The 14,467-nt window shown below is 75.5% G+C and carries 9 protein-coding genes and 3 tRNA genes; all 12 read right to left on the reverse strand.

All coding sequences use genetic code 11. The features are described 5' to 3' along the window. Positions 1-2,797 (reverse strand): ComEC/Rec2 family competence protein (locus ACFCX4_RS25840; protein WP_376146839.1); only part of this gene is annotated, 2,797 nt, incomplete at its 3' end. Next, positions 2,745-3,704 (reverse strand): helix-hairpin-helix domain-containing protein, encoded by a 960-nt coding sequence (locus tag ACFCX4_RS25845; RefSeq protein ID WP_376146842.1) that lies wholly within the window; start codon positions 3,702-3,704, stop codon positions 2,745-2,747. The genes ACFCX4_RS25840 and ACFCX4_RS25845, both read right to left, overlap by 53 nt. A 331-nt stretch (positions 3,705-4,035) precedes the next feature. Then, positions 4,036-4,881, reverse strand: coding sequence for a DegV family protein (locus tag ACFCX4_RS25850; RefSeq protein ID WP_376146845.1), 846 nt, complete (start codon positions 4,879-4,881; stop codon positions 4,036-4,038). A 51-nt stretch (positions 4,882-4,932) separates the two neighbouring features. Continuing rightward, positions 4,933-5,706 (reverse strand): hypothetical protein, encoded by a 774-nt coding sequence (locus ACFCX4_RS25855; RefSeq protein ID WP_376146848.1) that lies wholly within the window; start codon positions 5,704-5,706, stop codon positions 4,933-4,935. A 381-nt stretch (positions 5,707-6,087) separates the two neighbouring features. Further along, the gene (leuS, locus tag ACFCX4_RS25860) at positions 6,088-8,982 is read right to left on the reverse strand and encodes a leucine--tRNA ligase (RefSeq protein ID WP_376146851.1); all 2,895 of its coding nucleotides are present in this window, start codon (positions 8,980-8,982) and stop codon (positions 6,088-6,090) included. Positions 8,983-9,253: 271 nt separating this feature from the next. Continuing rightward, a complete protein-coding gene (locus tag ACFCX4_RS25865) occupies positions 9,254-10,870 on the reverse strand; it encodes a hypothetical protein (protein ID WP_376146853.1) in 1,617 nt (538 codons plus the stop codon). 169 nt (positions 10,871-11,039) lie between these two features. Beyond that, a tRNA-Ala gene (locus ACFCX4_RS25870) sits at positions 11,040-11,112 on the reverse strand. A 332-nt stretch (positions 11,113-11,444) separates the two neighbouring features. Further along, positions 11,445-11,517 (reverse strand) — tRNA-Ala (locus tag ACFCX4_RS25875). A gap of 37 nt (positions 11,518-11,554) precedes the next feature. Next, a tRNA-Ala gene (locus ACFCX4_RS25880) sits at positions 11,555-11,627 on the reverse strand. Positions 11,628-11,774: 147 nt separating this feature from the next. Further along, the gene (locus ACFCX4_RS25885) at positions 11,775-12,422 is read right to left on the reverse strand and encodes a histidine phosphatase family protein (protein ID WP_376146861.1); all 648 of its coding nucleotides are present in this window, start codon (positions 12,420-12,422) and stop codon (positions 11,775-11,777) included. Next, positions 12,419-12,889 carry a ribosome silencing factor gene (gene rsfS, locus ACFCX4_RS25890; protein WP_376146856.1) on the reverse strand — a complete coding sequence of 157 codons (471 nt, stop codon included), beginning with the start codon at positions 12,887-12,889 and terminating at the stop codon, positions 12,419-12,421. The genes ACFCX4_RS25885 and rsfS overlap by 4 nt, the downstream gene beginning before the upstream one ends. Before the next feature lie 226 nt (positions 12,890-13,115). After that, a partial coding sequence (locus ACFCX4_RS25895) for a LytR C-terminal domain-containing protein (protein ID WP_376146858.1) occupies positions 13,116-14,467 on the reverse strand: 1,352 nt, incomplete at its 5' end.

A 14,467-nucleotide genomic window follows, 5' to 3' on the forward strand; every position in this document is an offset into this window, starting at 1 on the left:
GGCCGTGGCCGGCGCGCGCCGCCCGCAGACCACCGGACGCCGCCCCGCCGGCGGCGGCCCGCGCCTTGTACGGGCCGCCGCCGGCACGGTGCGCCGGCGGGTGCACGACCGCGCCGAGGCGGGCCGGGCTGTCGCCCGTCACCGCGATGTCACCCACCCGGTCCGTCCGTAGCACCACGGAGCCCAGCGCCCGCAGCCGGTCCACCGTCCGCGGCGACGGATGACCGTACGGATTGCCCTCGCCGCAGGACACCAGGGCCAGCCGGGGCCTCAGCGCCGCCGTCAGCTCCCAGTCCTGGTGCGCCGAACCGTGGTGTGCCACCTTCAGCACGTCCACCCTGCTCTCCTTCCCCGCCGCCCTCAACCTGCTCAGCAACGCCTCCTGCGCAGGCGGCTCCAGATCACCCAGCAAGGCCACCCGCACACCACCCGCCAAGGTCACCATCAGCGCGACACTCGCGTTGTTCGCACCCGACGCCACCGTCTGCTCCGCTCCGTCCGGCCACAACACCTCCCACGAAACCCCCGGTCCCGCAGACCGGCGCTCCCCGCGCGCCGCCCGTGACAACGGGACCCCGGCCTGCGCAGCCCAGCCCGCCACCCGGGCGGCCTCGCCCGGCGGATCGTTCACCGACGTCCCCTCCACCGCCGCGACGCTCCGGCCCCGCAGCACACCCGGCAGCCCCTCCACGTGGTCGGCGTGGAAGTGCGTCGCCAGGAAGAGCAGCACCCTGCGGATCCCGAGATCCCGCAGACAGCGGTCCGCCGCCCCCGGATCCGGGCCCGCGTCCACCACCACCGCGCTGTCGGGCCGGTCACCGTTCTCCGGCACCACCGGCAGCACCAACATGTCGCCCTGCCCCACGTCGCACATCACCAGCCGCCAGTCCGGCGGCGGCCACCCGGTGGCGATCCGGGCCAGCGGCGGCGGCCTCAGCAGTACCACGAGAAGGACCAGCAGCAGGACGCCCACCGCCACGGGCCGACTCCACCCGCGCGGCCGACGCGGACCCGGCCCGCCCGGCCCGCCCGAAGAGCGTCGCGACAGCAGCCACGACACCGCCCAACAGAGCGCGACCGTGCCGACGGCGAGACTCGCCGTGCCGAACCACCCGCCCGGCCAGGCCAGCTGAGCACCCGGCAGTTCGGCGCCCCGCCGGGCGACCGCCGCCAGCCACCCGGCAGGAACCGCCGCGGGCTCGGCGAGCAGCCGGGCCGCCCAGGGCCAGACCGGGTCGAGCATCAGCACCGTGAAGCCGAGCAGGGTCGCCGGGGCCACCGCCAGTTCCGCCAACAGGTTGCACGGGATCCCGACGAGACTGACGTGCCCGGAGAACAGCACCGTCACCGGCGCGCACAGCGCCTGGGCCGCGGCCGTCGCCCCGACCGCCCCCGCCGGACGGTGCGGCCAGCCCCGCGCCCGCAGCGCGTCCGCCCAGCGCGGGCCGAGGACCAGCAGGCCGGTCGTGGCGAGCACCGACAGCAGGAACCCGAACGAGCGGGCCAGCCAGGGATCGAGGAGGACCAGCAGCAGAGCCGTGCCCGCCAGCGCTGGCACCGCCCGGCGCGGACGCCCGGTGGCCAGCGCGAGCAGCCCGAGCAGCCCCGTCCCCGCCGCCCTGAGCACGCTGGGCTCGGGACGGCAGATCGTGACGAAGGCCAGGGTGACGGCCGCGCCGAGCAGCGCCGTGGCGCGCAGCGGGATCCCGAGCAGGGCGGCGAGTCCGCCGCGCTCGGCGGTCCCGGCCCGCCCGGGAGCACCGATCAGCACGCCCAGCACGATCGCGAGGTTGGCCCCGCTGACCGCGACCAGGTGTGCGAGGTCGGTGGCCCGGAACGCCTCCCGGAGATCGTCCGGCAGCCGTGAGGTGTCACCCACGACGAGTCCGGGCAGCAGCCCCCGCGCGTCCGCCGGCAGGTCGTCGGTGGCCTCGCGCAGCCCCGCCCGGAGCCGACCGGCGATCCGCTGGGGCAAGCTCGGCGGTGCCAGCTGCCGGGGCTCGCCGTGGGCGATCACCAGGGCCGCGGACTCGCCGGCCCGCTCCCCCGGCGGGCGGACCGTCGCCCCGGTGGCGAGCCGGGTCGACGGGAGCAGCCGCTCCCAGGCACCGGTCTCCTCCCCTCGGACCAGCACGGTGACCGGCGTGCTGGTGCGGACGGTGCGCGGGCCCGGGGCTCCGGGCAGGACGCCGTCGGGAACGGTGACGCGGTCCACCACCGCGTCCACCGTGAGCAGCCGCTGCCCCGTGCCGGAGCCGCCGCCGTGGGAGATCCGGACCCTCGGGTCCCCGGTGAGAGTGAGGTCGACGCCGACCTCCGGTGCCGGGGCGACGGCGCGGGCCAGCTCCGGCAGGGGCCCGCGGTGCAGGTCGGCGGTGTGGAGGAGGGTGGACACCGTGGCGGCGGCCGCGGTCAGCAGCACGCCGGCCGCGGTGACGGTGACGGCCCGGTGGCGGGACGGACCGTGAGCGTCCGGGCCTGCCCGGGTGAACAGGACCGGACGAACGAGGAGGGCGAGCCCGAGGACCGCCGCAGCGCCCGCCGCCACGACGAGGACCGCGGTGTGTCCGGGACCCGGGCCGAGGACCACGGCCGTCACCACCCAGGCCGCGACGGCGGGCAGCAGCAGGCGGAGGTCGCCCGGACGCAGCGCGCCGTGGGGCTCGGCGGCGTCGTGCGCGCCAGGGGTCGGGACGGTGGTGGCGATGACGGCACCTCCTTTCGGCGGTGGGACGGGCGGCCCGTCAGAGGGTGAGCAGCGGCCGGAGTTCCGCGTAGGTGCGCTCGCCCACGCCACTCACCTGACGGAGCTGGTCGAGGGTGCGGAACGCACCGCCGTGGGAGGCGCGGTAGGCGATGATGCGCTGGGCGAGGGTCGGTCCGACGCCGGGCAGGGTGTCGAGCTGTTCGAGGGTGGCGCGGTTGAGGCTGAGCGGCTGCTTCGACGCCCCGGCAGCCGGCGGCCCCGGTCCCGCCCCGGCGGCCGGCTGGGGGCTCGGCTCGCCGACGAGGATCTGCTCGCCGTCGGTCAGGACGCGAGCCAGATTGAGGTCCCTGGTGTCGGCCCCGGGCAGCGGACCTCCGGCCATCCGCAGGGCGTCCGTGACCCGGGAGCCCTGCGGCAGGGCGTGCACCCCCGGTGTGCCGACCCGGCCGCCGACGTCGACGACCACGACGGCCGCCGATGCTCCGCCGCCGGCACCGCTTCCCGCCCCGGCGGGCGTACCGTCCCCGGCGGCCTCGCCCCCGGGCGGGCCCGGCCCCGCGATCGCCTCCGAGGACACCGAGGCGACGGCGACCGCCGGCACCTCCACCGTCTGCGGCCGTGCCAGCCAGAAGTGCTGGATGCCGTAGCCGAGCGCGAGCAGGAGGAGCACGACCAGGCCGACCAGCGCCCGGCGGTCGAGCGCCGACGCGTGCCCCGGCCACCGGTGCTCGGCGCCTCCGGGCGGGGCGGGCTCGGCCCCGGGGCCCTCCCCGCCCCGGCCCGGTGGACCGTCGGCCCCCGGGCCGGGGGGAGGGGCGAGAACGGGGGCAGGGGCGGGAACGGGCCCACCGATGTCAGCCGGCGCCACGTACACCGGGGGTTCGGTGTCCGGCGGATCCCCGGCCCCGGGGAGCAGGACCGCCATCCGCCGGCTCGCGGTCTCGTTGATCTGCTGGATCTCACGGCGCTTCCGCGCGCCGATGCGCATGCTCGTCATGCGGAGGACGGTAGGAACGGTCCGGACGGCCCGCCGAGGTTACCGGAATCCTGTGGAAAACCCCGGGGTTGTGGAAAACGAAGGTCGCCCGCAGGAGGGAGGGCCAACAGGCGGAGTTGACGACCGGCCGCCTCCCGTCCTTATCCCGGACGCCCCACCACCGCGCATCCCCTCACCGAACACCCCACCGGCGGACGCCCCGTCACCAAGCGCCCCGCCCCCTCACCGAACACCCCGCCCGGGGACGCCCCGTCACCGAGCGCCCCGCCCCGTCACCGAGCGCCCCGCCCCCTCAGCGAGCGCCCCGCCCCGTCACCGAGCGCCCCGCCCCTCACCGGGGCGAGACCACCACCGCCAGCAGCCCCGGCCCGACGTGCGCGCCGATCACCGCCCCCACCTCGGCCACCGACAGGTCGCACAGCCCCGGCACCCGCCCGCGCAGCCGTTCGGCGAGCGGCTCCGCCCGGTCCTCCGCCGCCAGGTGGTGGACCGCGATGTCGACCTCCCGCTCCCCCGCCCGCTCGACCGCGATCTCCTCCAGCCGGGCGATCGCCCGTGACGCCGTGCGCACCTTCTCCAGCGGCTCGATCCGCCCCCCGTCCAGGTGCAGCAGCGGCTTGACCGCGAGCGCCGAGCCGAGCAGCGCCCGCGCGGCACCGATCCGGCCGCCCCGGCGCAGGTACTCCAGGGTGTCGACGTAGAAGAAACCGCTGGTTCCGGCGGTCCGCCGCTCGACGGCCGCCACCGCCTCGTCCGGCCCCAGGCCGGCCTCGATCGCCTCGGCGGCCGCGAGCACCCCGTACCCGAGGGCCATCCCGACCAGCCGGCTGTCCACCACCCGCACCGGCACGGGCGACTCGGCGGCCGCCAGCCGGGCGGCCTCCGCCGTCCCCGACAGCTCGCCGGAGATGTGCACCGACACGACGCCCCGCGCACCGCCCTCGGCGGCGGCCCGGTAGGCGGCGGCGAAGGACTCCGGGCTGGGCCGGGAGGTGGTGACCCGGTGCTTGCCCCGCAGTGCCTCGGCGACGTCCTTCGGGGAGATCTCGACGCCCTCGGCGCTCACCTCGTCGCCGACGACGACGCTCAGCGGGACCACCGTGATCCCGTGCCGGTCGACGGCGTGCTGGGGCAGGTAGGCCGTGGAGTCGGTGACGAGTGCGAGGTCGGCGGACATGAGCCGGAGGTTACCCCTCGCCCGGGCCCGGCGGCAGTATCCGGGTCCCGCTCAGCCCGCCGAGGGCCCGGTGGACGGCTTGCGCAGCCGCTGCGCCAGCTTGGTCACCGGGTCGGCGAGCCCGAGCAGTTCCTCGGCGCCGGGCCGGCCGCCCCGGCCGTCCGTGAGCCCGGGCCGAACCGTACCCGCCCCGCGCGCCGCCCCCGGAGCAGCGGCTCCCGAACCGCCCGCGGCCCCCGTCGACGAACCCGACTCGGACGCCGCCCCCGGAGCCGCGTCCCAGTGCCGCAGCGCCCCCGCCTCGTCCTCGCACTCCTTGCTCAGCCGGCTCAGCTCGTCCTCCGCGAACCGGTGCATCCGGTCCTGCGCCGCCCAGCGCATGGCCTCCGCCGAGTGCGTGATCCGCTCCGCCCGCTCCCGCAGCTCGGGCAGCTTCGCCGCGACGCGCCCGGCGTCCGGCTCCCGCTCCAGCGTCCGCAGCTCGCCGTCCAGCTCCGCCGCGTGCGCGTCCAGCCGCCCCAGCAGCGCGAGCGACTCGCCGATCTGGCCGTCCTGGGCGGCGGCGCCCTCCAGGACCTGCCGGGTCCCGTCCAGCGAGGTCCGCAGACGCAGCCGGACGGCGGAGATCTGTCCCTGCGGGCCCGTCTGGGTGTAGGTCTTGGCCTTGAGCGTCACGTTCTCGACCGCCCGCCGGGCCTTGGCCTCCTGGCGTTCCATCTTCTCGCCGACGGCCCGGGCCGCCTTGACCAGGCCGATGACGACGAGCACCGCCACCGCGATCCCGAACAGCACACCGAGGACGACCAACACCCCGAGGATCTCCATCACGCGCCACCTTCCGCCGGTCGCACCGGCCCCACCGGGCCCAACGCGGGCCGACCCACCGAGGGTTCCACGGTAGCCCCGGCATCCGTCCCGCGGGCTGCCGATCGGGGGCGCGGGGGCGGAGTTCAGGGGCAGGTTCAGGGACGGCTCGGGGTGAACCCCGAGCCGGGGCGGCCCCCGGCGGACCGTTCGGCACCCGCGACGCCCCGCGACGCCCCCGGTACGCCGCAGGGCGGGCGCCCCCGAGGGAACACCCGCCCCGCACGCCAGGCCCCGGCCACCCGGTTCACCCGGACGGCACCCAGCACCCAGCACCCGGCACCCGGCACCCGGCACCCGGCCACCCGACCGACCCCGGTCACCCGACCGGCACCGCCGGCCTCAGCCCGTGACGATGTTGACCAGCTTCGGCGCCCGCGCGATCACCTTGCGCACCTCGGCCCCGCCGATCGCCGCGACGACCGCCGGGTCGGCCAGCGCCAGCGCCTCCAGCTCGGCGTCCGAGATCGACGGCGCGACCTCCAGCCGGGCCTTGACCTTGCCCTTCACCTGCACCACGCAGGTCACCGTCTCGTCGACGACGTACGCCGGGTCGGCCACCGGGTAGCCGGCGTACGCCAGCGAGTCGCCGTGGCCCAGCCGGCGCCACAGCTCCTCCGCGATGTGCGGCGCCAGCGGGGCGACCGCCAGCACCAGCTGCTCGGCCACCGGCCGCGGCGTGGAGCCGCGCTTGACCAGGTGGTTGTTCAGCTCGATCGCCTTGGCGACGGCGGTGTTGAAGCGCAGCCCGGCCATGTCGGCGCGGATGCCGTCGACGGCCTTGTGCAGGACGCGCAGGGTCGCCTCGTCGGGCTCCTCCTCCGTCACCACCAGCTCGCCGGTCGTCTCGTCGACGACGTTGCGCCACAGCCGCTGCAGGAAGCGGTACGAGCCGACGACGGCGCGGGTGTCCCACGGGCGGGAGACGTCCAGCGGGCCCATCGACATCTCGTACAGCCGCAGCGTGTCCGCGCCGTACTCGTCGGCGATCTCGTCGGGGGCGACGGCGTTCTTCAGGGACTTGCCCATCTTGCCGGCCTCGCGCCTGACCAGCTCGCCCTGCCAGAAGTACTGGCCGCCGCGCTCCTCGACCTCGGCGGCGGGCACCGGGAAGCCGCGCTCGTCGCGGTAGACGTCGGCGGTGATCATGCCCTGGTTGAACAGCTTGTGGAACGGCTCGACGGACGAGACGTGGCCCAGGTCGTGCAGCACCTTGTGCCAGAAGCGGGCGTACAGCAGGTGCAGGACGGCGTGCTCGGCACCGCCGACGTACAGGTCGGCGCCGCCGCCGGGCTTCTGCTCGGTGGGGCCCAGCCAGTACCGCTCGTTGGCGGGGTCGACGACCTGCTCGCGGTTGGACGGGTCGATGTAGCGCAGCTCGTACCAGCAGGAACCGGCCCAGTTGGGCATGGTGTTGGTCTCGCGGCGGTACTTCTTCGGGCCGTCGCCCAGGTCCAGCTCGACGTTGACCCAGTCCTCGTTGCGCGACAGCGGGGTCTTCGGCGTGGAGGTGGAGTCGTAGGGGTCGTAGGTGTGCGGCGAGTAGTCGTCGACCTGGGGGACCTCGACGGGCAGCATCGACTCGGGCAGGGCGTGCATGACGCCGTCCTCGTCGTAGACGACCGGGAAGGGCTCGCCCCAGTACCGCTGGCGGCTGAACAGCCAGTCGCGCAGGCGGTAGTTGACGGTGCCCTCGCCGATGCCGCGCGCGGTCAGCCAGGCGGTGACGGCGGCCTTGGCTTCGACGACGCTCAGGCCGTTCAGCGCGACGCCGTCCTCGGTGCCGTCCGCGTGCGCGGAGTTGACGATGACGGAGTCGTAGGTGTCGAACGCGTCGTCCCAGGCGGCCGGGTCCTCGCCGCGCCCGTCGGTGGGCTCGACGACGCAGCGCATCGGCAGGTCGAAGGCGCGCGCGAAGGCGAAGTCGCGGTGGTCATGGGCGGGGACGGCCATGATGGCGCCGGTGCCGTAGCCCATCAGCACGTAGTCGGCGATGAAGACCGGGACGGGCTCGCCGCTGACCGGGTTGATCGCGTGGGCGCCGGTGAAGACGCCGGTCTTGACCTTGGCGTCGACCTGCCGCTCGACGTCGGACTTCGCGGCGGCGGCGGCCCGGTAGGCGGCGACGGCCTCGGCGGGGGTGGCGGCGCCGCCGGTCCACGCCTCGCGGGTGCCCTCGGGCCAGGCGGCGGGCACGATCGCGTCGACCAGGCCGTGCTCGGGGGCCAGCACCATGTAGGTGGCACCGAACAGGGTGTCGGGGCGGGTGGTGAAGACGGTGATCCTCCGGTCGTCGACGGCGAAGTCGACGCGGGCGCCCTCGGAGCGGCCGATCCAGTTGCGCTGCTGCAGCTTGATGGCCTCGGGCCAGTCCAGCAGGTCCAGGTCGGCGATCAGCCGGTCGGAGTAGGCGGTGATCCGCATCATCCACTGGCGCAGGTTGGACTTGAAGACGGGGAAGTTGCCGCGCTCGGAGCGGCCGTCGGCGGTGACCTCCTCGTTGGACAGCACGGTGCCCAGGCCGGGGCACCAGTTGACCGGCACCTCCTTGGCGTAGGCCAGCCGGTACTCGCCCAGCACGTCCTCGCGCTCGGCGCCGTTCAGCCGGGCCCAGGCGCGGCCGCCGGGGACCTCACGGGTGCCGTCCTCGAACCCGGCGACCAGCTCGGCGATCGGGCGGGCCCGGCCGGCCTGCTCGTCGTACCAGGAGTTGAAGATCTGCAGGAAGATCCACTGCGTCCAGCGGTAGTACTCGGGGTCGATCGTGGCGATAGACCGGCGCGGGTCGTGGCCCAGGCCCAGCCGGCGCAGCTGCTGGCGCATGTTGGCGATGTTGGCCTCGGTGGAGACCCGCGGGTGGGTGCCGGTCTGCACGGCGTACTGCTCGGCGGGCAGGCCGAACGAGTCGTAGCCCAGCGTGTGCAGGACGTTGTAGCCGTTCATCCGCTGGTAGCGGGCGAAGACGTCGGTGGCGATGTAGCCCAGCGGGTGACCGACGTGCAGGCCGGCGCCCGACGGGTACGGGAACATGTCCATGATGAAGCTGTGCGGCTTCGCGGCGACGTCGCCGGCGGCCGGGTCGGCCAGGTCACCGGCCGGGTTGGGGGCGTGGAACGTCCCCTCCTTCTCCCAGATGTCCTGCCAGCGGGACTCGATCTCCGCCGCCAGGGCGGCGCTGTACCGGAACGGCGCGGTCGCGGTGTCGGCCGCACCGGACGCAGGGGTCGTCTCGCTCATGGTCCTTCAAGCTCCATCGATGTCGGTTGGCGAACCGGCGTTCCGGGCCGGCGACGGGACGGGCGTCCGGGCCGGGACCCGGACGGATGCCGGGCCGGGGCCCGGACGGATGCCGGGCGGCGCGGGGCCGGGCGGAAAACAAAAAAGCCCCTCGCAGGAGGGGATGCCACGCCGACTCCGGCTCCGCCCTCTGGCGTGGCCGGTCCTGGTCAGCGCGGCCGACTAAGGAGCAGGCGCGCGGTTCGCATGGGCTCAGGGTACCGCAAGGGGGTCAGCCCCCTCCCGGCGATACCGCCGACGTGCCGACGCCCGCCCGGGCCTCCGTGCCCGCACCCGCCGCCGCCCCGGCCCCCGCACCGGCCCCCGCTTCCGCTTCCGGTTCCGCTTCCGCGCCCGGCGCACCGGCACCCGCCCGGACCCGCGCACCCGCCCTCGCCCCGGCCCCGGCACCCACCACCCCGGAAACACCGGCGCCGTCCGCACCCACCACCCCGGAAGCACCCGCCCCGCCTGCCTGCGCCCCCCGGAAGGCCGCGTCGATCCCGCGCAGCGCCCGCGCCACCCGCTCCGACTGCATCCCCGCGGCCAGCGCCCGCGCCCGGTCCGCCGTACGGACCGCCTCGGCGGCGTCGCCGGCCAGCCGCTGCGAGTCGGCCAGCCGGACCATCAACAGCGCCCGTGCCCTGGCCCGGCCGGGCCCGAGGCCCGCCACCGCCTCGGCCAGCAGAGCCTGCGCCCGACCGTGCTCGCCCAGGAACAGGTAGCCCTCCCCCACCATGCCCGCGAGGTCCGCACGCGTCCCGCGTCCGCCGGCACCGCCGCCGGCTCCTTCCGGCTGACCGCCGGCGGCGCTCCCGGCGGCACCACCGTCCGCGACGGCCGGGACACCGCCGCCGCCCGCGCCCCCGTCCAGCTCCGCGAACGCCCGCGCCGCCGCCTCGGCGAGCCCGGCCGCGTCCCCGCGCCGCCCGTGGGCGCGGGCGATCCGGCCGAGCTGCAGCGCGCGGTCGGCCGGCCCGAGGGCGTCCCCGGCCGCCGCCACCGCCTCCGCGAGCACGCCGACCACGTCCAGACCGCGCCCGCCGACGCTCCAGGTGGCCAGCACCACCAGGCCGCCGAGCACCGAGACCCCGGCCCGGCGCTCGCCGCTCAGGTGCGCGGCGCGCAGCGCGGCCGCGAACGCCCGCTGCGCGGTGGCGTCGTGCCCGAGGTCGTACGCGGCCCAGGCGGCGAGCCGCGCCAGCCGCCCCGCAGCGCCGTACAGGGCCCGGCCCAGCGGTTCGTCGTACCCGCCGAGTTCCAGCAGCTTGGCGACCATGGCGAGTTCGGCGCGGACGGGGCCGAGGACGAGGCCGCCGCCGCAGGAACGTTCCAGCCGCTGCTTGCTCCGGTGCGCGGCGGCGAGTTCTCCGATCACCGCCGGATCGACCCGCAGCGCGCCCCCGCCGCCGAGGGCCGGCGGCGGGGTGGCCAGCCGGCGGGCGGCCTCGGCGAGGTCGGCGCCGCGGAAGAGGTCGGTCAGCCGGACGGGGCCGGCGTCGGCGGCGGTCTCGCGCAGCGCGGTCTGCGCGGTGTCGGCGGTCCACGGGTCGGTCAGCAGGCGCGGGGAGAGGATCTTGGCGCCGCGGTGGCCGCCCATCGGGCCCCAGAGCTGCTCGTAGGTGACGGCGATGCCGAGGGTGCGGCTGAGCACCTCGCAGACGGCCTGGTCGTGCGGGCTGCGCGGGACCATGCCGCGGTCGCGCCACTTGTAGGGGGCGGTGGAGCTGATGGCGAGCCGGGACGGGACGGTGAGGTTGACCTCGCGGGCGAGGCGCTCCGGGCTCCAGCCGAGCTGGTGGAGTATCCGGGCCAGTTCCCCGTTGCGTCTGCGCTCCAGATCGGCCATGGCTCCGACCGTAGCGGTCCGCCGGGGGCCGCCGCCGGGGGGTCGCCGAAAACCGGGTGTGGGCAGGACCACTGCCGTCGGCGCGCCCCTGCGGGGAGGGCGAACGGCGCGACCCGGCCGGAGAACGCCGAAGGCCGCCTCCCCTACGGGAGGCGGCCTTCGTTTCCTGTGGAGCTACGGGGAATTGAACCCCGGACCTCTTGCATGCCATGCAAGCGCTCTACCAACTGAGCTACAGCCCCTTGACCTGCGATGTCACCGGGGGTTTCGTTCCGTTTCCCTCGGCGACATCCACTACTTTACACGCTCCGGGGGGTGCTCCACGAATCAGTTCCCCGGCTCCCCGGGCGCCCGCCCTCCGAGCACCCCTCCCCCGCCCCCGGACACCGCCGGAGGGCCCCCGCCCCGCCGCCGGCGGCGGGGCGGGGACGGCGGGCCGGGCGGGGACGGCGGGCCGGGCCGGCCCGGAGAAACGGACGGACCGCAACAGCCGCGCCCCCGACCGGTACTGCGCACCGCCGCGCCACAACGCGGAAAGGCCGCCACCCACCGGGTGACGGCCTTCCTCGTTCTGTGGAGCTACGGGGAATTGAACCCCGGACCTCTTGCATGCCATGCAAGCGCTCTACCAACTGAGCTACAGCCCCGCGACACACGTGGTCCTCGCGGACCCCGGGTACGGAGTGGAGCTACGGGGAATTGAACCCCGGACCTCTTGCATGCCATGCAAGCGCTCTACCAACTGAGCTACAGCCCCTCACTCGTCCGCCGGTCCTCCCGCTTCCCTTCCGGGCCGCGTTCCCTCCGTGCGAACGAGGAAGACTCTAGCCGCAAAGGCCCGGAACTGCGAAATCCGCTCCCCGGGGCCCCCTCCGTACACCCCACCCGGGCGCCTCGCGAGCGCTCAGGTGTCGTCGCCGATGACCGGCTGCGGCAGGGTGCCGGCGTTGTGCTCCAGCAGCCGCCAGCCGCGCGCGCCCCGGCCCAGCACGGACCAGCAGCAGTTCGACAGCCCGCCGAAGCACTCCCACAGCTCCGGCTCCAGGCCGAGCATCCGCCCGAGCATGGTGCGGATGGTGCCGCCGTGGCTGACCACCACCAGCGTGCCGTTGTCGGGCAGCTTGTCCACCGCGTCGAGCACCACCGGCACGGAGCGGTCCGCGACCTCGGTCGCGAGTTCGCCGCCGCCGCGCCGGACGGGTTCGCCCTGCGTCCAGGCCGCGTACTCCTCGGGGTGGCGCTCGCGGATCTCCGCGTTGGTCAGCCCCTGCCAGGAGCCCGCGTAGGTCTCGCGCAGGCCCTCGTGGTGCTCGACGTCCAGCCCGGTGACCCTGGCCAGTTCCCCGGCGGTGTGCCGGGCCCGCTGGAGGTCCGAGGAGATCAGCAGGTCCGGGTGGAGGCCGGAGAGCAGCCGGGCGGCGCGCTGCGCCTGCAGCACGCCCTGCCCGGTCAGTTCGATGTCCGTGGTGCCCTGGAACCGGGATTCCAGGTTCCAGGACGTCTGGCCGTGCCGCCAGAAGACGATGCGCGGACCCCGCGCGTCCCGGCTCAGCTGTAGTCCTCGGCGCCGAAGTCGTCCGCCGGGGCCTGCTCGGCCGGGGCGACGGCGTTGCCGGCCGCGTCGGTGTGGGCGTCCGGGCGGTTGCGGGAGGCCAGGGCGTCCTCCGGCAGCGGCAGCTCGGCGCAGTCCTTCCAGAGGCGGTCCAGCGAGTAGAAGGAGCGCTCCTCGGAGTGCTGGACGTGCACGACGATGTCGAGGTAGTCGAGCAGGATCCAGCGGCCCTCGCGCTCGCCCTCCCGGCGCACCGGCTTGATGTCCAGCTTCTCGCGCAGCTGGTCCTCGATCTCCTCGGCGATCGAGCGGACCTGGCGGTCGTTGCTCGCGGAGGCGATCAGGAAGGCGTCGGTGATCGACAGCACCTCGCTGACGTCGAACGCGACGATGTTGTGGGCCAGCTTGTCGGCCGCCGCCTGGGCGGCGACATTGATGAGTTCCTGGCTGTGCTCAGTGGCGGTCACGGTGTTCTTCCGGCTCGGCTGCTTGGGGGCGCCCGGCGCGGGGCGCCGGGGATCGCCTTCCAGGATCTCACGCCGCCCCGGTGGCCCCGGAACCGTTTTCCGGGACCGCGGGGCCGGGCGCGCGGAGCCACCCGGCCCGCCGGTGCCGGCCCACCGGCCCACCGGCCCGCGGACGACGGACGGGCGGGCCGCACGGACGGGGCCGGACCCCGCCCGTCCGGCCCGGCTAAGGCACCTTCGGCGGCACGTAGTCCTTGCCGAGGACGACGACGAGGTCGGCGTTCTGGGCGTCGGTGACCTTCTTGACCGCCGTCTCCGGCAGGCCGAGGCTGGTCGCCAGCGACTTCGCGGCCGCCTGCCTGGCGTCGTCGGTGTAGCGGATCTCACTGGTCGCCTGCGGCGCGGCCTTGGCGCCGCCGGGGACGAAGGTGAGACCCGCGTTGATCACCTGGACCTGGGCCGCCGCGGCCGCCTGGTCGTTGCCGGAGGCGTCCTGGACGGAGACCCGGGCCGCCCCGTCGCCGCTGGTCGCGGCCTTGACGGTGCCGCCGAGCACGTCCTTGACCTGCTTGCCGGCGGTGGCCTCGTCCAGCGAACCGTCCGGCTTGACGGTCAGCGCGGTGGTGCCGAACCGGCCGTCCTTGGACAGCTGGGCGAGCTGGGCGAGCACCCCGGCGAGCGCGTCCTCGGGCAGCGAGGGGTCGAGCACCGCGTTCATCCGGTGCACGTCGTCCTTGGCGTCCTTGAACTCGACCGGCATGGTGCGCACCACGGCGTCCATCACCTGGCCGAACCGGGCGAGCTGGGCGTCGCGGTTCTCCCCGGCGTTCTGCAGGGTGGCGTAGCCGACCGCGGCCTTGCCGCTGAGCAGGGTGTTCTTCCCCGCGGCGGCGAGCAGCTTGCCGTCCGCCCGGCCGCCCTCGTGCACCTCGGCGTCGGTGTCCACCCGGACGCCGCCGAGCTGGGCGACCAGCAGTTCCAGATAGGGGGTGTCCAGGCGCCAGGTGCCGGCGACGGGCGCGCCGAGCACGGTGGCCAGGCCCTCCCGGGTGCCGGAGGCGCCGAGGGTGTCCATGGCCTGGCCGACACTGGTGATCGGCGGGTCACCCGGACCGGGCAGCCGCAGCGTGTCGGGCAGCAGCAGGACGGTGCCCTTCTTCCCGGACGCGTCGTTGACCAGCAGCGCGCTGGAGACCTTGCCCTGGAGGTCGCGCAGGTGGACGACGTTGACCTGGCGCGGTCCCGCGGCCGTCGAGGCGTTCTCCTTGCCGCCGCCGGTGAACCAGAGGTAGCCGCCGGTACCGGCCGCGGCGAGCGCGAGCACCACACCGACGCCGATCAGCCGGTTGCGCAGCTTGCGGCGGCGCTCGGCGCGCACCTCGCTGCGGGACTCGGCGAACTTGAGCCAGTCGATGACGTCCTCGGACTTCTCCGCCTCGTCGTCGACGAAGGTGAACTCGCCCGTCGTGTAGTCGTCCCCGTCGTCCCCGTCGTCCCCGTGGGCCGCGGCGGCCGCCGCGGCCCTGCTCCGGACCGGGCGGGCGCCGCCGACCGGCGCCGCCGGCGGCACGGGCCCCG

Source organism: Kitasatospora sp. NPDC056327, from assembly GCF_042261735.1.
GTDB lineage: Bacteria > Actinomycetota > Actinomycetes > Streptomycetales > Streptomycetaceae > Kitasatospora.

What these genes read in the sequence shown, in the direction of transcription:
- ACFCX4_RS25845 (WP_376146842.1), bottom strand. Translation starts at nt 3,704, where the DNA reads ATGACGAGCATGCGCATCGGCGCGCGGAAGCGCCGTGAGATCCAGCAG.
- ACFCX4_RS25850 (WP_376146845.1), bottom strand. Translation starts at nt 4,881, where the DNA reads ATGTCCGCCGACCTCGCACTCGTCACCGACTCCACGGCCTACCTGCCC.
- ACFCX4_RS25855 (WP_376146848.1), bottom strand. Translation starts at nt 5,706, where the DNA reads ATGGAGATCCTCGGGGTGTTGGTCGTCCTCGGTGTGCTGTTCGGGATC.
- leuS (WP_376146851.1), bottom strand. Translation starts at nt 8,982, where the DNA reads ATGAGCGAGACGACCCCTGCGTCCGGTGCGGCCGACACCGCGACCGCG.
- ACFCX4_RS25865 (WP_376146853.1), bottom strand. Translation starts at nt 10,870, where the DNA reads ATGGCCGATCTGGAGCGCAGACGCAACGGGGAACTGGCCCGGATACTC.